Source organism: Zunongwangia mangrovi (assembly GCF_900112105.1).
GTDB lineage: Bacteria > Bacteroidota > Bacteroidia > Flavobacteriales > Flavobacteriaceae > Zunongwangia > Zunongwangia mangrovi.
Window position 1 is genome coordinate 15,138 of record NZ_FOKV01000005.1, and the last position, 20,684, is coordinate 35,821.

22 protein-coding genes are annotated in these 20,684 nt (G+C 36.3%); 11 read left to right on the forward strand and 11 right to left on the reverse strand.

The genetic code is table 11. From position 1 onward, the window contains the following. Positions 1 to 46 precede the first annotated feature (46 nt). From trpB to BM201_RS11835, 4 genes are all read left to right on the forward strand, one after another. Positions 47 to 1,228, forward strand: coding sequence for a tryptophan synthase subunit beta (gene trpB, locus BM201_RS11825; RefSeq protein ID WP_084841453.1), 1,182 nt, complete (start codon positions 47 to 49; stop codon positions 1,226 to 1,228). Between the two features lie 240 nt (positions 1,229 to 1,468). After that, a complete protein-coding gene (trpA, locus tag BM201_RS11830; RefSeq protein WP_092542912.1) occupies positions 1,469 to 2,236 on the forward strand; it encodes a tryptophan synthase subunit alpha in 768 nt (255 codons plus the stop codon). 78 nt (positions 2,237 to 2,314) lie between these two features. Further along, positions 2,315 to 2,458: a hypothetical protein gene (locus BM201_RS18125; protein ID WP_175487032.1), complete on the forward strand. Its 144-nt coding sequence runs from the start codon at positions 2,315 to 2,317 to the stop codon at positions 2,456 to 2,458. A gap of 7 nt (positions 2,459 to 2,465) precedes the next feature. After that, a complete protein-coding gene (locus tag BM201_RS11835) occupies positions 2,466 to 2,600 on the forward strand; it encodes a 30S ribosomal protein THX (RefSeq protein ID WP_084841451.1) in 135 nt (44 codons plus the stop codon). A gap of 69 nt (positions 2,601 to 2,669) precedes the next feature. On the opposite strand, the gene BM201_RS11840 is transcribed toward BM201_RS11835, so the two are convergent. The 5 genes from BM201_RS11840 to BM201_RS11860 form a co-directional block, all read right to left on the reverse strand. Then, positions 2,670 to 3,329, reverse strand: a complete 660-nt coding sequence (locus tag BM201_RS11840) for a uracil-DNA glycosylase family protein (RefSeq protein ID WP_092542914.1) — start codon at positions 3,327 to 3,329, stop codon at positions 2,670 to 2,672. An 11-nt stretch (positions 3,330 to 3,340) separates the two neighbouring features. Then, entirely contained in the window at positions 3,341 to 4,006 is a 666-nt protein-coding gene (locus BM201_RS11845) for an HAD family hydrolase (protein ID WP_092542916.1), read from the reverse strand. 258 nt (positions 4,007 to 4,264) lie between these two features. Further along, positions 4,265 to 5,026, reverse strand: coding sequence for a peroxide stress protein YaaA (yaaA, locus tag BM201_RS11850; RefSeq protein WP_092542918.1), 762 nt, complete (start codon positions 5,024 to 5,026; stop codon positions 4,265 to 4,267). A 190-nt stretch (positions 5,027 to 5,216) separates the two neighbouring features. After that, the gene (locus BM201_RS11855) at positions 5,217 to 6,287 is read right to left on the reverse strand and encodes an RluA family pseudouridine synthase (RefSeq protein ID WP_092542920.1); all 1,071 of its coding nucleotides are present in this window, start codon (positions 6,285 to 6,287) and stop codon (positions 5,217 to 5,219) included. Then, positions 6,287 to 6,907 (reverse strand): PASTA domain-containing protein, encoded by a 621-nt coding sequence (locus BM201_RS11860; RefSeq protein WP_092542922.1) that lies wholly within the window; start codon positions 6,905 to 6,907, stop codon positions 6,287 to 6,289. The genes BM201_RS11855 and BM201_RS11860 overlap by 1 nt, the downstream gene beginning before the upstream one ends. A 106-nt stretch (positions 6,908 to 7,013) precedes the next feature. Between BM201_RS11860 and BM201_RS11865 the strand changes: the two genes are divergently transcribed. After that, entirely contained in the window at positions 7,014 to 7,988 is a 975-nt protein-coding gene (locus BM201_RS11865) for a D-alanine--D-alanine ligase (RefSeq protein WP_092542924.1), read from the forward strand. A gap of 5 nt (positions 7,989 to 7,993) precedes the next feature. On the opposite strand, the gene BM201_RS11870 is transcribed toward BM201_RS11865, so the two are convergent. After that, positions 7,994 to 8,554 carry a hypothetical protein gene (locus BM201_RS11870; RefSeq protein WP_092542926.1) on the reverse strand — a complete coding sequence of 187 codons (561 nt, stop codon included), beginning with the start codon at positions 8,552 to 8,554 and terminating at the stop codon, positions 7,994 to 7,996. A gap of 122 nt (positions 8,555 to 8,676) precedes the next feature. Here BM201_RS11870 and coaD point away from each other — a divergent pair, with 122 nt between their 5' ends. Beyond that, positions 8,677 to 9,132 (forward strand): pantetheine-phosphate adenylyltransferase, encoded by a 456-nt coding sequence (gene coaD, locus BM201_RS11875; protein WP_092542928.1) that lies wholly within the window; start codon positions 8,677 to 8,679, stop codon positions 9,130 to 9,132. A 135-nt stretch (positions 9,133 to 9,267) separates the two neighbouring features. On the opposite strand, the gene BM201_RS11880 is transcribed toward coaD, so the two are convergent. From BM201_RS11880 to BM201_RS11890, 3 genes are read right to left on the reverse strand one after another with little or no spacing between them, the layout of a single operon-like run. After that, complete coding sequence (locus BM201_RS11880) at positions 9,268 to 9,819, reverse strand: HNH endonuclease (RefSeq protein ID WP_092542930.1); 552 nt, start codon at positions 9,817 to 9,819, stop codon at positions 9,268 to 9,270. 21 nt (positions 9,820 to 9,840) lie between these two features. After that, entirely contained in the window at positions 9,841 to 12,129 is a 2,289-nt protein-coding gene (locus tag BM201_RS11885; protein ID WP_245758630.1) for a TonB-dependent receptor, read from the reverse strand. A gap of 30 nt (positions 12,130 to 12,159) precedes the next feature. Then, the gene (locus BM201_RS11890) at positions 12,160 to 13,452 is read right to left on the reverse strand and encodes a PQQ-dependent sugar dehydrogenase (RefSeq protein ID WP_092542932.1); all 1,293 of its coding nucleotides are present in this window, start codon (positions 13,450 to 13,452) and stop codon (positions 12,160 to 12,162) included. 241 nt (positions 13,453 to 13,693) lie between these two features. Between BM201_RS11890 and BM201_RS11895 the strand changes: the two genes are divergently transcribed. Then, the gene (locus BM201_RS11895) at positions 13,694 to 15,445 is read left to right on the forward strand and encodes a M14 family metallopeptidase (RefSeq protein ID WP_092542934.1); all 1,752 of its coding nucleotides are present in this window, start codon (positions 13,694 to 13,696) and stop codon (positions 15,443 to 15,445) included. Here BM201_RS11895 and BM201_RS11900 read toward each other — a convergent pair. After that, complete coding sequence (locus tag BM201_RS11900; protein WP_092542936.1) at positions 15,429 to 16,055, reverse strand: NUDIX hydrolase; 627 nt, start codon at positions 16,053 to 16,055, stop codon at positions 15,429 to 15,431. The two genes, BM201_RS11895 and BM201_RS11900, sit on opposite strands and share 17 nt — an antisense overlap. 7 nt (positions 16,056 to 16,062) lie before the next feature. Here BM201_RS11900 and pyrE point away from each other — a divergent pair, with 7 nt between their 5' ends. Together pyrE and BM201_RS11910 are read left to right on the forward strand one after the other, a co-directional pair. Continuing rightward, positions 16,063 to 16,707, forward strand: coding sequence for an orotate phosphoribosyltransferase (gene pyrE / locus BM201_RS11905; protein WP_092542938.1), 645 nt, complete (start codon positions 16,063 to 16,065; stop codon positions 16,705 to 16,707). 1 nt (position 16,708) lies between these two features. Further along, positions 16,709 to 17,098, forward strand: coding sequence for an orotate phosphoribosyltransferase (locus BM201_RS11910; protein WP_092542940.1), 390 nt, complete (start codon positions 16,709 to 16,711; stop codon positions 17,096 to 17,098). A gap of 243 nt (positions 17,099 to 17,341) precedes the next feature. On the opposite strand, the gene BM201_RS11915 is transcribed toward BM201_RS11910, so the two are convergent. Continuing rightward, positions 17,342 to 18,073, reverse strand: coding sequence for a biotin--[acetyl-CoA-carboxylase] ligase (locus BM201_RS11915; protein ID WP_092542942.1), 732 nt, complete (start codon positions 18,071 to 18,073; stop codon positions 17,342 to 17,344). A 93-nt stretch (positions 18,074 to 18,166) separates the two neighbouring features. On the opposite strand from BM201_RS11915, the gene rsfS reads away from it, so the two are divergent. Both rsfS and ftsH read left to right on the forward strand, forming a co-directional pair. Further along, a complete protein-coding gene (gene rsfS / locus BM201_RS11920; protein WP_084841435.1) occupies positions 18,167 to 18,538 on the forward strand; it encodes a ribosome silencing factor in 372 nt (123 codons plus the stop codon). A 26-nt stretch (positions 18,539 to 18,564) separates the two neighbouring features. Continuing rightward, on the forward strand, positions 18,565 to 20,604 hold the full coding sequence (gene ftsH, locus BM201_RS11925; RefSeq protein WP_092542944.1) for an ATP-dependent zinc metalloprotease FtsH: 2,040 nt from the start codon (positions 18,565 to 18,567) through the stop codon (positions 20,602 to 20,604). Positions 20,605 to 20,684 lie beyond the last annotated feature (80 nt).

Consider the following 20,684-nt stretch of genomic DNA (forward strand, 5'->3'; position numbering starts at 1 on the left):
ATAAATAGCTGAGAGCTAAATGTTCTATGCTAAAAAGCTAAATAAAATGACATACCAGGCAGACGAAAAAGGATATTATGGCGAATTTGGTGGCGCCTTTATTCCCGAAATGCTATACCCTAATGTTGAAGAATTGCGCAAGCAGTATTTAGACATTATGAAAGAAGATTCTTTTCAGAAAGAATTCAAGGCGCTTTTAAAAGATTATGTAGGTCGCCCTACTCCACTTTATTATGCCGAGCGTTTCAGTAAAAAATATAACACCAAAGTATATTTAAAACGTGAGGATCTTTGCCATACCGGTGCACACAAAGTGAACAACACAATTGGCCAGATCTTAATGGCAAAACGCTTGGGTAAAAACCGAATTATCGCTGAAACCGGTGCCGGCCAACACGGAGTTGCAACAGCTACAGTTTGTGCACTAATGGGAATCGAGTGTATTGTTTACATGGGCGAGATCGATATTGAACGCCAGGCACCAAATGTTGCAAGAATGAAAATGTTGGGTGCTAAAGTAGTTCCGGCGAAATCGGGTAGTAAAACCTTAAAAGATGCAACGAACGAAGCTATTCGTGATTGGATCAATAATCCGGTAGACACGCATTACATTATTGGATCTGTAGTTGGGCCACATCCTTATCCTGATATGGTGGCGAGATTTCAGGCGGTGATTTCCGAAGAAATTAAAACGCAACTAAAGGAAAAAGAAAATCGTGAAAACCCAGATTATGTAGTGGCTTGTGTTGGTGGTGGAAGTAATGCTGCTGGAGCTTTTTTTCATTATTTAGATACTCCGGAAGTTGGAATTATTGCTGTTGAAGCTGCCGGAAAAGGAATTTATACCGGCGAAAGTGCCGCAACCTCAGCTTTGGGAAAAGAAGGAATTATTCACGGAAGTAAAACTTTATTGATGCAGACTGACGACGGACAAATAACCGAGCCGTATTCGATTTCGGCTGGTTTAGATTATCCGGGAGTTGGGCCAATGCATGCGCATTTGTTTAGAAGTGGTCGTGGAGAATTTATTTCGATTACCGATGATGCCGCAATGAAAGCCGGCTTACAATTAGCAAAACTGGAAGGAATTATCCCGGCAATCGAATCCTCTCACGCTCTTGCGATTTTTGAAGATCGAAAATTTAAAGAAGATGATGTAGTTGTTGTAAATCTTTCTGGCCGTGGCGATAAAGATTTAAATACGTATATCGATTATTTTGAATTATAGTATTTGTTGACATTCTATAAAATTTAAAGTGTAATTATCGTCATTCCGTGCTCGACACGGAATCTCATAATTCGAGATAGATAAATGATTTTAATTATAGGATAAGACCCTGAATCAAGTCCGCCTGCCGGACGGGCAGGTTCAGGATGACGTATTTAAAATTTCATCTTTCAAATTGCGAATATTGATAAAAAAAGCTGAAAGCTAAAAGCTCTTTACTGAAGGCTAAAAATTAAAAAAATGAACAGAATTAAAGAAAAACTGCAGGAAGATAAAAAACTGCTTTCTATATATTTTACTTCAGGATATCCTGAAATTAACGACACGGTACAGATTATTAAAAGCCTTGAAAAAAATGGTGTCGATTTTATCGAAATTGGGCTTCCGTTTAGTGATCCTTTAGCCGATGGGCCAACGATTCAGGAGAGTTCTACCATCGCGCTAAAAAGTGGAATGACCACCAATAAACTTTTTGAGCAATTAAAAGATATTCGTTCAGAAGTTTCAATTCCTCTAATAATAATGGGATATTTTAATCCTATTCTTCAATTTGGTGTAGAAAAATTCTGCGCAAAATGTGAAGAAGTTGGTATCGACGGACTCATAATCCCAGATCTTCCGGTAGACGTTTATAACGATAATTATAAGGCGATATTCGATAAACACGGACTAAAAAATATTTTCCTTATTACGCCACAAACTTCAGAAGAACGTATTCGTTTTATTGACGAAGTTTCCGACGGATTCATTTATATGGTAAGTACCGCCAGCGTTACGGGAAGCACTAAAGGTTTTGGTGAAGAAACTAAAGCTTATTTTAAACGAATTGCAGACATGAAACTGAAAAATCCACAGGTTGTTGGTTTCGGAATTAGTGACGAAGATACGTTTAACGATGCCACTAAATATGCAAAAGGTGCCATTATTGGGAGCGCTTTTATTAAGCATTTAAACAAGCATGGTAAAAACAATATCGAAGATTTTGTAAAATCGGTTCGGCCGGTTTAACCAAAGTCTAACAAGCTCTTAGCAGGTTTTAAGAGTATCGATTCTTATCTTTAAGTTGAATCATAAAAACACAGAATTATGGGAGGTCCTATTAAAGATAATCACAAATCGAGAAAAACAGAACAATCTAATCCCACGCAACCAAGTGGAAATAGAAACGAAACTACCAATAAAGTAGATATCGACGAAAAAACGATCAAAGATCAACAAAATAAAAAGTAATAGATTTATGGGAAGAGGCGATAAAAAAACTAAACGAGGGAAAATAGCAATCGGAACCACCGGTAAACTACGACCTAAGCGTAAAAAGTTTAAAGTAAAGCCAACCACTCTTGCAGAGCAGGATAAAAAAGATTTACAATGATATTTATTTAGAATAAAATCAAACCTCACAGGTTTCTAAACCTGTGAGGTTTTTTTGTTTACTGAGAACTCAAAAAAACTCCTTATACTGAACTACCCTAAAATCTAGCGTATTAAAATTGGGGTTTTTAGCCTTCAATTCTTTATAAAGCTGCATACTTCCAACCGCCATATTCGCTGCTCCAGACGGCGCAATTAAAGAAACGGTTTTTATTAATCGTCCATCCATAACAAATTGATGAATTCTTGGCGGCTCGTTATTTACGATTTTAAGTTTTATATTTTCTCCGGAATCTTTTAAATGTCTTCTGAAAAAATATTCCGGTCCGTTTTTACTATTGCCGCCGGTAAATAATAAAGTATCGATCTTTGGATGCTTTCGTAGAATCTGAAGCATATTTCTTAGTTCCACCTTTTGCATTCCTAGATCTGAGGCATCGATCTTTTCCCTAAAACTACTTTCAACCACGTCACAAATACCTATTCCTCGTTTCTGAAGAAAACCCTTTCGCTGTAAAACGGCTGCTTCTGAATTATCGTAGATCAGTTCTAATTCAAAAATTCGGTCTAAAATTGGCCAAAGTAAACCATCCTGACTTCCGTAGCAAAAATCTACATCTCGCTCTTTTAGTCTACGCTGCGTAAAACGCGGTGGCGGCAAGGTTCCAACAATAAGCTTGGTAGCACCTTCAGGTATAAATGGCGAAAATGGATGTTTATGATGAAAAATATCGATATTGTTTAAATTCTGCCTTCTTTTTCTAAGTACTGTGTTGCCTGTTGAAGATCATCAAGAATCTTATCTGCAGCCTCTACATTTTCTTTTAAATTAGGATTCCCCTGAATTGCCATACATTCTAATCCTGCTCCCTTTGCTGAAGCTACTCCGGTTCTGGTATCTTCAAAAACGATCATATTTTCTTTTGGGAGGTTGATCTTTTCGATCGCGGTAAGATAACTTTCTGGATCTGGTTTGCTGTTTTTTACGTCGGTTCTGGTAATCTCAAATTCAAAATATTTTGCGATACCCGTTTTCTCCAAAAGAAACTCAACATTATTCCGTGGACTACCGGTAACCAAATAAATCGGGATTCCCTTTTCTTTGAAGAAATCTAAAGTTTCTATCGCAAAAGGCATAAATTCAACTTCAGATTCCTTTACCAGTTTTTCGGCCATTCGCTCGCGCTTGTAGATTAGTTCTTCTTCAGAAATTGGCAGATCGAATTGAGCTATGATCGCCTTTGCATTAATTGGCGAAGGCGTACCTGCATAAGTTTTTATATAATAATCGTAGTCTAGCTGAGCGTCGTAATCTTTTAAAACCTCAACCCAGGAATTGTAATGATAATGTTCTGAATCTACTAATGTACCGTCGAAATCGAAAATTGCTGCTTTAATTTCAGCCATGCTTATTGGTTTTTTGGATTTTTCTACGAAATTACTTCCGAAGAAATAAAGCTAGTTTTAGCTAATATTAAGTTTTGGTTAGGTGTTTAAATTGAAATATTACACTAGAATTTCAGTTAAAATACTATTTAAAAAATCAATTTTTGTCAAGCTAATCCTGTTCGCCCTGCAGGCGGGCTCGTTTCAGGTTCTCATAAAAGAGAAATAATCCGCATCATGAGACTCTAAAATAAAATCAGAATGACTTTTTATATAGTTTTATCGAATAAAAACTGGTTCGTTTTCTTTCTCGGTATACTCTGCACTAAATTTATAATCATCGTAATCGAAGCCTTTAATATCTTCTAAAGATTTAGCCGAAGAATCGATAATATATCGCACCATAGAACCACGAGCTTTCTTTGCATAAAAACTGATAATCTTCAATTTTCCGTTCTTGTAATCTTTAAAAACAGGAGAAATCACCGGAACTTTTAAAGCTTTAGTGTCTACTGCTTTAAAATATTCGTTACTGGCAAGATTCACAAACAACTCATCTTCTTCTAATTCTGAATTCAAATAATCGGTCACTTTTTCTTTCCAAACTGCGTAAAGGCTGTCCTTACTTTCGATCCCGATTTTAGTTCCCATCTCCAAACGATAAGGCTGAATTAGATCGAGTGGTTTTAAGATTCCGTAGAGACCAGAAAGAATTCTGAGCGTATTTTGAATATCATCCAAGTTTTCTTCTGGCAGTGTATACGCATCTAAACCATTATAAACATCGCCATTAAACGCATACATTGCGGGGCGAGAATTCTTTTTGGTATGATCTTCTTGAAATTCCTGGTAACGGGTATAATTTAGATCGGCCAGCTTATCGCTAATACTCATTAATTCTGAAATCTCTTTTTTGGTCATTCTGGCCAATTTACGATTCAGTTTTCCCGTGGTTTCCAAAAAAGCAGGTTGCGTTCCTCGAGTAGTGGGTAATTTAGATTCGTAATCCAGACTTTTTGCCGGTGAAACAACTATTTTCATTTTTCTTTCTGTTTTTGAAAAAAGTTCATCAAAATGAACTGTGTTAATTTGAACTCAAAAAAAGGTTTGAATTTCTATTTTTCGTTTCATAAGTAAAGATAAGACTTCGCTTCCCGAAAATAAAAAAGACCTTCAATTACTTATTTATACAGCAATAAAAAGGTCTTATATTTTATCGAATTGCGCTAAACTACTCTAGCATTTCTTTCTGGTTCTTGGCATAGTTACGCCACTTCTCTATCGCGCCCACCATATCTTCTGGCAAATCTGAATTAAAACTCATCCACTCTCCTGTTTTTGGATGTGTAAAGCCTAAAGTTTTTGCATGAAGCGCCTGCCTTGGTAATACTTTAAAACAATTCTCTACAAATTGCTTGTATTTGGTAAAGGTAGTTCCTTTTAGAATTTTCTCGCCACCATAGCGCTCATCATTAAAAAGGGTATGCCCAATATATTTCATATGCACACGAATCTGATGCGTTCTACCGGTTTCTAATTTACAAGCTACCAAGGTGACATAACCAAAACGCTCCAAAACTTTAAAATGAGTTACGGCGGGTTTCCCTTTTTCAGCATCATCACCTTCATAAACGGTATTCTGGAGTCTGTTTTTTGGATGTCTTCCAATATTTCCTTCAACCGTTCCTTCATCTTCTTCAACATTTCCCCAAACCATGGCAACATACTCGCGCTCACTGGTTTTATCGAAAAACTGCTTCGATAAATGCGCCATAGCATGTTCGGTTTTCGCGATCACTAAAAGTCCGCTGGTATCTTTATCGATTCGGTGTACCAAACCAGGACGATCACTGCTGTTATTTGGCAAGTTTTCGAAATGATACACCAGTGCATTGATCAAGGTTCCGCTATAATTTCCATGCCCGGGATGCACCACCATTCCTGCCGGTTTATTCACCACAAGAACAGTATCATCTTCATAAACGATATCTAACGGAATATTCTCTGGAGTAAGTAAAAACTCATACGGCGGATGCTCGAACATTACCTGCACCACATCACCAGCCTTTACTTTATAATTTTGTTTTACAGGAACATCATTCACATAAATATTCCCATCTTTTGCTGCCTTCTGAATTTTGTTACGAGTTGCTTTCTCGATATAATTCATCAAATATTTATCAACTCGTAGGGGATTTTGGCCCTTTTCAGCAATAAATTTATGATGTTCGTAAAGCGTTTCGTCATTCTGGTCTTCCAGCTGCTCTTCTAGCTCGTTATTTTCTTCGGGATGCTCCTTCATTAAAAATCAAATTGGTCTTCGTTCGTTTCCTGTGTCTCTACACTATCCTCTTCTACAGGTTGTCCATAACTTCCAGAGCCATCACCTAAGACCATATCGATTTTAGAGGTTTTCATTAATTCGTCTCCTGCTTCTATTAGTTCACCATTATGGCGTAGCTCTAAAACGGCATCTTCAGCAATATCTGGCTTATAAGTGATCTCACCAATCTCGAAACCTAAAGACTTTAAAGTCGGCTCGGCCTGTCTGCGCGTACGACGAATAAGATCAGGGATCATTATTTTACGATAACCAGACGGATTTAAAGTCAGATATATTTTCCTATTTTCTTTTACAAATTTCCCAGCTTTTGGGACTTGCTCTATAACAGAGAATCTTGGATAATCCGGATTAAAATTAGCCGAATCCAAAATCTCATATCTCAGATCCTTTTCCTTCAACATTGTTTCCACATCGCTTAAAGAAAGCTCGGCCAGGTTAGGAACTTCTATACGATCTCCCTGGTTCGTAGTATAGTCTAGCCACTGCATAGTTGCATAGCCCAATACCACTACTAAAATAATTGCCAGCACCAGCTGAATTAAAAATGTTTTACTGAAAATGAATCTGAACAATCCCATATATTTACAAAATAAAAAGCAAAGATATAAAAACACCTTGGTTTTGGTGACACCCTTTTTTCGTGATATTTTTGTTTTAAACGCTACATAACCCGATATATTGAATATGAAGAAGAAAATTGCCATCGCAATGGGCGGTTTTTCAAGTGAATACCGCATTTCTATAAATAGTGGAAACATGGTTTACGAAAATCTGGATCTTGATAAATACGAGCCTTACCGCGTGCATATTTTACAGAACGAATGGTTTGTTGTAGCTGCAGATGATACGCCGTATCCAATAAACAGAAGTGATTTCACGGTAAAAATTAATGGTAAAATCATCAAATTTGACTGTGTTTTTAATACCATTCACGGCACACCCGGCGAAAACGGATTATTGCAGGCCTATTTAGAATTGCTGAATATTCCACAAACGGCAGCAGATCATTATCAATCGGCGTTGACTTTTAACAAACGTGACCTTATTAGCGTTTTACAGCCCTACGGAATTAAAACCGCTAAAAACTATTTTCTAAATAAAGGTGATATTGTAGATACTGAAGCCATTATTGAAAAAGTAGGACTTCCCTGTTTTGTAAAGGCGAATCGCGCGGGAAGTAGCTTTGGTATCACAAAGGTGAAACATAAAGACGAATTATATCGAGCGGCTCAAAATGCATTTCAGGAAGATGATGAAGCAATTATCGAATCTTTCCTTGATGGCACTGAAGTTTCTGTGGGTGTAATCACTTATAATGGTGAATTACTCGCGCTTCCGGTAACCGAAATTGTTTCAGAAAATGAATTCTTCGATTATGAAGCGAAATATCTGGGCAAATCTCAGGAGATCACTCCTGCAAGAATTTCAGAAGAAGACACAAAAAAGGTTCAGGAAATCGCTAAACTGATCTATCAGAAATTAAAAATGAAAGGTTTTACACGCTCTGAATTTATATTCCATAACGGTGAACCACATTTTATTGAAATGAACACCACTCCGGGATTAAGCCAAGCCAGTATTTTACCTCAGCAAGCAGCGAAAGCAGGAATTAGTTTAAAAGAATTATATGCGAGTGCAATAGAAGCGGCTTTAAGCTAAGTTTATTAAAAATTATAGCCGATTTTTAAATGCAGATCTACTGTAAAACCATCATCTAAAGTACTTTTTCTTTCTAATAAAGTTCCATAGCCTGCACCTAAACCGGCTTCAAATCCAAAGTGCTTTCCTATATTTCTTTTAATCCCCCATTTTGGGATAAAATAAATCTGGTTAGCAACTCCTACATTTTTCGCATTAGATATCACAAAAAGATCTGGATAAAAACTAGTTTCTAAACTAAGAAAATTAGCTCCGTTATTCCAGGTTCTTCGTTTTTTATTTGCACGCTTTTTTATGTTATAATACCAGCGTGGCTCGAAGGTAATTACCGGAATTAAAGCAAAATTTACGCTATTATCATATAGAGTTCCTCCCCATAATCCAGCATCGAAACCAATTTCTGTTCTTAGCGCAAACTGATCTGCTAATCTCGATTCATTGTACCCCCAAATCCCTAAAACACCGGTTTGAATACCGAATAAGGATTTTTCTACGGAAGTGTTTTGTGCTTTTAAACCTGAACTTGAAAAAATAAAAATTACTAATACTGTGATGATTTTGTTCATTTTTTGATCGATGCGTTTTCGAAAAGGCGAATATATAAAAATAACGCTTACATCTATAATATCAATCGAAATTTTGTTTCCTTCTTTTTTTATAAGACATTAGTATTGATAATCGATTTTCTATGAAAAGAGCAGTATTTCCAGGATCATTTGATCCTATTACTTTAGGGCATGTAGATATTATTGAAAGAGGACTTCCTCTTTTTGATGAAATCGTTCTGGCAATTGGAACCAACAGCAGTAAAAAGTATATGTTTTCTTTAGAAAAACGACTTGAATTCCTTGAAAAAACCTTCCAAAACGAGTCTAAAATTAAGGTAACCACCTACAGCGGACTAACAGTTGATTTTTGCAAAGAAATTGACGCTAAATTCTTACTTCGCGGACTTAGAAACGGGATCGATCTAGAATTTGAAAAAGCTATTGGCCAAACCAACTACAAAATGGAAAATATCGAAACGGTTTTTCTAATCGCTTCTTCTGGCTTCGAACATATTTCTTCTACCGTTGTAAGAGATGTGATGCAACACGGCGGGAAATATGAGTTTATGGTACCGGATTCAGTGAGTAGTGAGTAAATTTTATAACTAAGTTTTCAGATTACAGACCTGTCAAGCAAACTTTTAAAAAATTTATATTGAAAACCTCCAATATCGTATCCCTAAATTCTATCATCTAAAATCTACTATCTCACAGTACCAGCGATCTAATCTCTAATACTCCGTTACATGTCCCCAGTTTTCTCCAGTTTTGATTCGGTGCAACTGCATTTCTGAAATCCCAAATTGTTTAGCGATCATTTTTAAACGTGTTCTTCTGTTAGGATCAAAGATCTTACGCTTAATAAACTTCACTTTAGTTTCAGTTAGTTTTGCGTGGCTAGGAAGCTTTCTTTTAATATTCTTATTTTCAGGATTACTAAATTGATGGATCTCTTTTTCTCGCTTTGTCGCCCATTGCAAATTCTCTAAGCGATTATCGGTCTTATCGTAATTTAAATGAATTACATAGCGCTGCCCTTCTTTTGGTTCCAAGAAATTTTCAGCTAAAATTTTATGAGTATATCGGCTGGACCAAACACCATTTTTAAGTTTTATACGAATCATTTCATATCCATTTCCCAGTCGCTTCTCCTGAAGTTCTTCACCTTCTTCAGTAATTTTAATTACTCGGCCCAAATTGGAAATTTTATAGCGAATTTCATCTGAAACATTATCGCCAAACTCGACTTCTTTCCACTGCTCGTTAAAATAACTTCGTATCATAGGGATTGTATTTACTTCAATTTAGAAAAAATAATTAACTGCTACGCCTGTAAAATAATTACGTGGATAGCCAGGATAATAATATCGTGGTGCGGCGCCACCAAAACCAACCGCATTTGGTAAAACACTGGCGGCATAATGTTCATCAAAAACATTATTTATTCCGCCGTAAATATTTAGCTGAAGATCCTTTATAATATCAAAAGCATACGCTGCTTTTAGATTTACCAGATCATAAGAATTTGTATACAGCGCATTTGCATCGTTTAGCGGAATTTCACCTACATTTCTATAAAGTGCATTGAAACTGAAACCAAATTCTGTACTAAGATCAAATCCTGCATTTATAGTATGTTTTGGAACTCCGGGTAGCTCATTCCCCGAATAATCTACTTCTTCATTCACAAAACGATCGAATTCAAAAAAGTTGAACGCTGCATTTACAAACGGACTCACCTGCCAGTTTTCAGCAAGATCTAAGCTATATTTTCCAAGCAATTCAATTCCGTTATGGTCGGTTTTACCCGCGTTAATTCCTACATATTGATCTTCAGCAACTCTTTGCGCCACCAATAAATTTCGCACCTGGATGCTGTATAAAGAAACTTCAGTATATAATCGATTATTTAACCAGTTTCCTTTAAAACCTATTTCGTAATTAAAACCTGTCTCGGCTTGTAGATCGGTGTTTATTTGCCCTTCCGGAGTTAAGGTTTCAGCAACCGTTGGCGTAGAAAACCCATGGCTTACAGATGCGTAAATATTCTTCAGTTCAGCAACTTCATACGACAACCCCAATCTTGGAGAAAAAACGGCATCAAAAGTATAACTCCCGGTTTGATCGATATTATCTTCAGCATAAAAATCATCTAAACTATAAGCGGTTGTGTTAAAATTTAAGCCGGCTTCTAACAACAAACGCTCGCTTAAATCTATATTTACTTGCGCAAAGAAATTCGCATAATGGCGATCCTGCTCATTATTACTTAAGCGTTCTCCACGCACACTACCAAGATTATCGAAATCTTCGTAAAAATTTTCAAAAGTGCCGGTTTCGTACCATTCATTATAATATTGCGCGCCAAAACTAAATTCTGAAGGCAATTCAAAAAGTTTTGTAGAAAGGCTAAAATTGGTTCTTGCACCGGCAGATAATCGCTCTTCTTTTAAAATATCGAATGGTCTTGGTTCGTAGCCATTTCTAAAACTTAAGAAAACGCTGGTTTGATTGGTGAAATTCTCGGAAAAATGATGTTTATAACTCACGCCCAACAAACCACGATCATAACTTTCGTAACCTCTGGAAGCTCCCCAGGTGTATGCGGCACTTTCTGGATCATTTAAAAAACCGTCCTCATTTATCGAACTTGGGATATAAGCTTTTAGTTTGACGAAATAGGCCAAAAATGACAGACTATTTTTTCCTGAAGTCAGCAATTTTGCATTTACCAATCCAGATTTTCTATCGTAAGAACCATTCTCGCGCCAGCCATCACTTTGAACATGATTATAGGTCGCAAAAACTGAAGAATTTGCTCCATTTATAGAAATTACATCAGATTTTTTCCAGGTATTGTAACTTCCGCCCTGTACTTTTACACCAACCCGACTTTCATTTGCTCCGGGATCTGCCGAGTATAAATTTATCGAACCACCAAGTCCTGCTCCATAAATACTACTTGTTGGGCCTTTTATCACCTCAACACGTTCTAAAGATTCCTGGTCGATATCATCTAAAGTGAGCGAACCTTCTGCCGTTGCCAGCGGAATTCCGTCGAAATACGCCTGAATTCTATTTGTAGCATATTGCGCTCTACCTCCAATTCCGCGAATATTGATCTTATTGGTATTTAAAGCACCCTGATTCACATAAACTCCGGGCACATAATTAAGATTATCCACAAAATTTGTAGCATCGGTTCTTTCCAGATCGTTTTTGGAGAGTAAACTTACCGCTGCGGGTGTTTTTTGTAATTCGGTTGGGATTAGTGTGCTTCTTAATTTTACTTCGGAAAGTGATTCGTTTGAAGGTGCCAGGTAAACTTTAAAATTAGTGTCATTTTTATCGAATCTAAGCTTTTTTGTTTCAAATCCTATTGCACTGAATTGTAAAACTAACGGAAAGTCTATATTCTGAATATCAAAAAAACCATCTTTACCTGAAACAGCAACAACTTCTGAAGCCGCAATGATATTTACATTTGCGATCGCTTCAGAAGTTGTTCCATTTAAAATTTGCCCTTTCAGATTCTGACAAAAAGATTGTTGTGCGCAAATCACCAATATTAGCGCTATAATTATTTTCTTCAATTGCTCTTCTTTAAGAAACTAAATTACTTATTATTCCGCAGAAACTCTCCACACTACTCCGCCGTTATCATCGTTCACCAATAGATCTCCGTTTGGTAAAGTAGTAACTCCAACCGGGCGACCATAAACTTTGCTGCCATCTTCATTGGCAATAAAACCTGTTAAGAAATCTTCTGGTTGCTGTGGCTTTCCGTTGGCATCAAATGGAATAAAAAGTACTTTATATCCTGCAAAATTTGAACGATTCCATGAACCGTGTTGTCCTACAAATGCTCCGTTTTTATATTTTTCAGGAAATTGATTTTTATCGTAAAAAGTGATTCCCAAAGATGCTGTATGTGATCCTACAGGAACATCTGGAATTATCGCTTTTTCTACCATATCATTATGCGGTTCTTTATGCCATCTTGGATCTTTAATATCTCCATAATATGAATAAGGCCAACCATACCAGCCACCTTGTTTAACGCTAGTTACATAATCTGGCACTAAATTATCACCAATTTTATCACGTTCGTTAACGGCAGCCCAAAGTTCTCCCGTTATTGGATTATAATCTACGCCAACTGGATTTCTTAAACCAGCCGCATAAACGATCTCATTACTACCATCTGGATCCATCATAAGCACATTTGCTCTGCGCTTTTCTTTTTCCATACCGTGTTCACCGGCGTTACTGGAAGATCCAACGGTAACCACCAATTTGTTTCCGTCTTTGCTTGCGATTAAATTACGCGTCCAGTGGTGGTTATAACCTCCGGCAGGTAATTCTTTAACCAATTCGCCTTCTCCTTCTAACGACATCATTCCTTCTTTATAAGACCATCTTTTTATGGCGTCAACATTAGCCACATAAAAATAACCATCTAGAATTAGCATTCCGTATGGCTGATTTAGATCTTCAGCAAAAATAAAACGTTCTTCTGGTTTCCCATCCTTATTGGCATCTCTAAAAAGTGTAATTCTATTGGCACTTTTCTTAGCATCATCACTTTCTACTACAAAAATATCTTTTCCGTTAGGTGCTACATACGATCTTCTAGGATGATCTAAATCTTCAGCAAATTTAGAAACTTTAAAACCTGCAGGTGCTGTTGGCATTTGTCCTTCTGGCCATGGCACGATCTCGCTTCGCTTCTCTACAGATTCTGTTGAAAATGGCGAAGGCAACTCTAGAGGTCCAACTGTAGTTTGAACAGTTACTGGTGGCTGCTTCGCTAATTCCTTTTTCATCTTTTTAGGTAATTCCTCCTGCATTTGCGCGATTCCTGAAAAACCTATGAGTGTTGACAAACAAACACTTAATATTGTCTTCTTTTTCATTTCTTAGCTTTTTCCCGAAAATAAACTGAAATAAGACTTCAGAAAAATCATTACTAAGGATTAAGTATAGTTTAACAGCAAAAAGCGCTAAGACAAAATGTTTTGTGAAAAAACATAGTCTAAAACCTACAATTTTAAATCACGTATTCTCTTACAAGAATCTATTATTAGCACTCTAAATTAGCGGCTTTAGCATATTTTAAGTATGTTTACAACCTATATTTGTTGTTAGTTAGTATTTATGAAAAGAATTCTTTTCTTAGGTTTTATAATTATTGCTTTTGGTTCCTGCGATTTCTCTAAATATCAGCTTCAGGACGATTATGATTTTACGACTCGTTTTGAAATTTCTAATGGAACTGAAACCGATACCTATCCCAACGTAATCAGTTTTTACGAAGATCTGGCTAAAGCTTACCCTTCTGTACAACTAAAAGCATTTGATACTACCGATAGCGGAGAACCTTTGCATCTAGCCATCTTTAATCCAGATGCGCAGTTCGACATCGCAAAAATCAAAGAAAATAAGAGTATTTTATTGGTCTTAAACGGAATTCATCCCGGCGAAAGTGACGGTATCGACGCCACCATGATGATGTTTAGGGATATGGCGCAAGATTCTATCAAAGTTCCAGAAAATGTGGTAATCGCAACTATTCCTGTTTACAATATTGGCGGTGCTTTAAATAGAAACTCATTTTCCAGAACCAATCAAAATGGACCAAAAGCTTACGGATTTAGAGGAAACGCTCGTAATTACGATCTAAATCGTGATTTTGCGAAAGCAGACTCTAAAAATGCCCGTGCTTTTTATAAAATTTACCATTATTTGGATCCAGAAGTTTTTATCGATAATCACGTAAGCAATGGCGCAGATTATCAATATGTTTTAACCCATCTTTTTACTCAGCATAACAGGTTGGGGGGCGATATTGGTAAATATCTGGATGAGAAAATGATGCCGGCTTTAGAAGATTCCTTAAAAATAAAGAATCTTGATATTACGCCTTATGTGAATGTTTTTAATGAAGTTCCTGAAAATGGATTTTCTCAATTTGTAGATTATCCTCGTTATTCTACCGGCTATACAACGATGTGGAATACTTTAGGAATGATGGTCGAAACACATATGCTGAAGCCTTACGACAAGCGTGTTTGGGGAACTTACGAGCTTATGCAATCTATGGTTGCAATTACCGACAATCAATCTGAAAAAATAAAAGAATTAAGAGCTGCTGAAAATAAAAAATATCTTACCAAACGCTGGTATCCTGTACACTATAAACCAGATATGGAAGATCCAAGTATCCGCGAGTTTAAAGGATATGAGGGCGAAATGATACCGAGTGAGGTTACCGACGGCGAGCGTTTAAAATACGACCGCAGCAAACCTTTTACACAAGATATCGAATATTTCAACAATTTTATTGCTGAAGACCGTATCGATATTCCTAGAGCTTACGTTATTCCGCAAGGATGGTGGAATGTTATTGATCTGTTAGAGCTGAATAACATTAAAATGAAAGCTTTTGAAAAAGATACTACGCTTTACGTACAGCAATATAAGATCGAAAATTACGAGACCGGCAATAGCGCCTACGAAGGACATTATATGCATCGAAATACCGAAGTCTCGGCAAGTATGGATTCTATAAGATTTAGAAAAGGAGATTATTATATCAGCACTTTTCAGGATGGTGTTCGCTATTTACTGGAAATGCTAGAACCAACTGCAGAGGATTCTTTCTTCAACTGGAATTATTTTGACACCGTACTTCAGCAAAAAGAACATTTTTCTCCTTATGTTTTCGAAGATATTGCAAAAGACCTGCTTGCCAAAAATGCAGATCTAAAAGCTTCTTTTGAAGAAAAGAAAACAAACGATCCCGATTTTGCAGAAAACTGGTATGCGCAACTAGAATGGATTCACAAACATTCTAAATATTATGAGAATGCGCATTTACGCTATCCAATTTTCAGGATACCACGTTAGAGGTTTTAGGAACGGTAATTTCGTCTTCTTCAAACAATAATTTTATGTTCGCGTAAGAGTTTTTAAGTGCTTTTTCTGCCTTTTCAGGGTTTTTCCATTTTACTTTCTCAATACCCTCTTTTTCCTGCGGAATCAATTCACCATCAAAATCACTAGTCATATTATACCAGTGGGTTTCTTTTAAACGATATTTTCCTTTGCGCTTAAAAATATGGAAAGTAGTTCTTAAAAAGCCGGTGATTTCTAATCCGGTAATTGCAGTTTCCTCAGCAACTTCCCGAATCGCACATTCTTCTATGGTTTCGCCTTTTTCAATTTTCCCTTTAGGTAAATCCCATTTTTTATTTCTGTAGATAAAAAGGATCTCGCCTTTATCATTGTATACTTTACCGCCACCGGCAACAACAACCTTTATTTTTCTCCGAAGAAATTTTAAAAGCTTTTCTTCTTTTCTATGATAAAGATTTACATGTGTAATTTTACCCTTATTAATTTTTCTAATTAAACGTTTTAATCGTACGGTTTTGATGGAATAGGTTTTATATTCGCCTCCCAGATCTTTTTTTGTGGAAAGAATTATCGGGGTATCATTCACAAAAACTTTATACATTTGTAGTATGATTTTAAATAAAGAAACAGCAATAAAAACTGCTGAAGTATTATTGCAAATTAAAGCAATAAAATTAGAACCACAAGAGCCTTTTACTTGGGCCAGCGGATGGCAGTCTCCTATTTACTGCGATAATCGTATCGTTTTGTCCTATCCTTTGATTAGAAACTTTATACGTGAAAATTTCGCTAAGCAGGTTGAAGAAATTTATGGAAAACCAGATGTAATTGCTGGCGTCGCCACCGGTGCCATTGGTATTGGGATGCTGGTTGCAGAATATCTTAGCCTGCCTTTTGTTTATGTAAGACCAGAAGCGAAATCTCACGGTAGAAAAAACCAAATCGAAGGCAATCTTGAAGCCGGCCAAACCGTAGTCGTTATCGAAGATCTAATAAGCACTGGCGGTAGCAGTTTAAATGCGGTAAAAGCATTAAGAGAAAGTGGTGCTAACGTTAAAGGTATGCTCGCGATATTTTCTTATGGTTTTGATATTGCTGAAGAAAATATTAAAAATGCAGATCTAGATGTGCATACGTTAAGTAATTACGATTATTTAATCGATACCGCGCAGCGCACAAGCTATATAAAAGAATCTGAAGTTGAAGTTTTAAAAAGCTGGAGAAAAGATCCCGCAAATTGGAGTCCGCAATAATATGAATTTAAAAAGCCCAAAAGTAACTGCCAGTAAAAGCCAGCAGGAAATGTACAATTTCCTGACGAACGTAGAGAATTACGACCAAATAATGCCTAGCAGCAAAGAGAAATTTGAAGTTCTATCTTCAGAAAAATTTCTTTTTCAGTTAAAAGGAATGCCAGAGATCGTTCTTAAAATCGTAAACACAGATGAACCAAATCTTGTGGTTTTAGGATCTGGATCAGATAAATTTCCATTCACGCTAAGCATTCATATTAATGAAGCTGGTACAGGAAGTGAAGTTCAGTTTTTATTTAATGGTGAATTTAATGCCATGATGGCGATGATGGTAAAAAGTCCGCTGCAAAAATTCATCAATAACCTAAGCGAAAATATTTCGAAATTATAGATTTCGATATTGGATAAATTTTAAACATATATCCGCAATAGATCATAATGAGATCTGGTCACCCTGAACTTGATTCAGGGTCTCATCCTAATAATTGATTTTTCATTACAGTATGAGATTCCGGATCAATCCCGCCTGCCGGACGGGCAGGTTCGGAATGACGAAATAAACGAATTATTACAAATTACTGATAATCTATAACTTAGAAGCTGTTTTAAAATTCGATATTTTGAAACAGCTTTTTTAATACATTAATTTTACTTCTTTTAGATCGAAAGTCTTAAAAACAGCCTCTTCGATTTCAACATTTAAAAGTCCGTTTATAGTCACTCCGCGAATAATTCCGTTAAAAAAATCTCCGTTTGGATACTGAAAAGTAGCCACAACGTCTTTTTTAAACATCAAAGCGGCATATTCTTCTAAAATTTGTGTTTCATTTTCTTCTGAAAGCACTTCTAAACGTTTTAAAAGTTCTTCCAGGATTGCATGTAATATCTCATCCAGATCAAAATCATTACCGGTTTGAAGTTTTAATGAAGAAGCCTGCTTTAAATCACCAAAATCGTCCTGATTTATATTTAAACCTATACCAATAACACTGGCCGCGATGTCAGTTTGCTTCAGGATATTTTCGATAAGAATTCCGCCAATCTTAAAGTTTCCTGACATTATGTCGTTGGGCCATTTTACACTTAATTTTGGAGTATTAAACTTCCGTAGTACATTTATAACCGAAAGTGAAACAACGGCACTCAATAAAAAGTGATGATTTATCGTTACGCTTATCTTAGGATAAAGTAAGCTGAATGTTAGATTTTTGCCTGCGGTCACGTTCCAAACAGAACCTCTTTGTCCTTTCCCTTTTGTTTGAAAACGAGCAGAAACACAAACTGGTTCGAAGCTAGAATTACCAGAGTAATATTGCTTCACAAAGTCGTTTGTAGAGGGGATGGCATCAACTTTGATTATACGCATAATAGAATAAAGAAAAGATTGTCGCTAAATGTTGTGTTAAGTAGGTCTATAAAAAGCCAAAAAAACATAACTTTGCGTAAATAAATAAATTTAATGACGAAAAAAGAAACAAACAGCGATCAACTTATAGCACATATCATTAAGGGAATAGAAGATGTTAAAGGAAATGATATAGATATCCTCGACTTAAGAGAGATTGATAATACAGTTTGTGATTATTTTGTTATCTGCAACGGTACTTCTAACACTCAGGTTAACGCCATCGTTAATTCCGTTCAAAAATCTGTTAGTAAAGCTTTAAAAGATAAGCCCTGGCATATCGAAGGTAGCGAAAATGCCGAGTGGGTTTTAATGGATTATGTGAATGTAGTAGTTCATGTATTCCAGAAACACATTAGGGAGTTTTACGACATCGAAAGTCTATGGGGAGATGCAAAAATAACATCTATCGAGACAAAATATTAATTACTTAGAAGAAAGAAAGACCAAGAATGGCGAAAAAGCAATCAAATAAAAAATTAGATCCTAAAAAACCTAAATTTAGTGCATACTGGATATATGCGATCATCATACTAATATTTTTAGGAATCAACTTTTTTGGTGGTAGTGGATTTGGAGAACCATCAAAAATCACTCCTCAGCAGTATATGAATTACCTTTCTGAAGGAGATATTCAGAAAACAGTTGTTATAAACAAAACTATCGCTAAAGTTTATCTCACCGACGAGGCCAAAGAAAAAGCTATCCACAAAAAAAGTGGTGATTCTGATTTTTTAAATACAGGTGCCACTGCAGATTATAGTTTTCAAATTGGGAGTTTAGATAAATTTGAGGAAGATATTGAGAAGATTCAAAATAAGAACAATGTAAATGCGAAACTTAGCTTCGATCAAGATAACAATTACTTAGGAGAAATATTAATTACACTTTTACCATTTGTTCTTATCATTGGGATCTGGATCTTCATTATGCGTAAAATGAGTTCTGGTGGTGCCGGTGGCGCAGGCGGACAAATTTTCAATATTGGTAAATCCAAGGCTAAATTATTTGATCAAAATACAGATGTAAAGACTTCTTTTAAAAATGTTGCCGGTCTTGAAGGTGCAAAAGAAGAAGTTCAGGAAATTGTAGATTTTCTAAAACAACCTGAGAAATATACCAGCCTGGGTGGTAAGATACCTAAAGGAGCTTTACTTGTAGGACCTCCGGGAACTGGTAAAACTTTATTAGCTAAAGCTGTTGCCGGTGAAGCTAAAGTACCTTTCTTCTCTCTTTCTGGATCAGATTTCGTAGAAATGTTCGTAGGAGTTGGTGCATCCAGAGTTAGAGACTTGTTTAAACAAGCGAAAGAAAAATCGCCATCTATTATCTTTATTGATGAAATCGATGCTATTGGACGTGCTCGTGGAAAAAGTAACTTCTCTGGTTCTAACGATGAGAGAGAAAATACTTTAAACCAGTTATTGACAGAAATGGATGGTTTTGGCACTAATACTAACGTAATTGTTATAGCTGCTACTAACCGTGCCGATGTTCTTGATAAAGCTCTAATGCGTGCCGGTCGTTTTGATAGACAGATCTATGTAGATCTTCCAGACCTTAACGAAAGACGCGAGATTTTTGAAGTTCACCTAAAGCCACTTAAAAAAGTTGCAGATGAACTTGATACTGAATTTCTAGCAAAACAAACTCCCGGATTCTCTGGGGCAGATATTGCCAATGTCTGTAACGAAGCAGCGCTTATCGCAGCAAGAAAAGGAAATAAAGCTGTTGGCAAACAGGATTTTTTGGATGCAGTAGATCGTATTGTTGGAGGTCTTGAAAAGAAAAACAAGATCATCACTCCAGACGAGAAAAAAGCGATTGCTTTTCACGAAGCTGGCCACGCAACAGTAAGCTGGATGTTAGAGCATGCTGCTCCATTAGTTAAAGTTACAATTGTACCTCGTGGACAATCACTTGGTGCTGCATGGTATTTACCTGAAGAACGCTTAATCGTTCGCCCAGAACAAATGCTCGATGAAATGTGTGCTGCTCTTGGTGGTCGTGCTGCGGAAAAAGTGATTTTTGATAAGATTTCGACTGGGGCTTTAAGTGACTTAGAAAAAGTAACCAAGCAGGCTAAAGCTATGGTAACTATATACGGACTTAACGATAAAGTAGGAAACCTTACCTATTACGATTCTTCGGGACAAAGTGAATATAATTTCACCAAACCATATAGTGAAAAAACTTCAGAGCTTATAGATAAAGAGATTTCAAACTTAATTGAAAGCCAATACCAAAGAGCCGTAGATCTTCTTACCGATAATAAAGATAAACTTACACAACTTGCCGAGATATTATTAGACAAGGAAGTAATATTTAAAGATGATCTGCAAAACATTTTTGGCGAGCGTCCCTTCGCGAAAAAAGAAGGACATGAAATAAGAGAGAGCGAAGAATCTGCTCCTTCTGCATCAAATTCTAGTAGCGCACCAAAAGAAGCTGAAAGCGAAGACATCAAAGGAACTACTTCGCTAGACAAATAAAATTTGGACTAATGCTAAAAAATCTTAATTTATCTAAGCGTTAAATTAAGATTTTTTACCTTTGGTTAAAATGATATTTA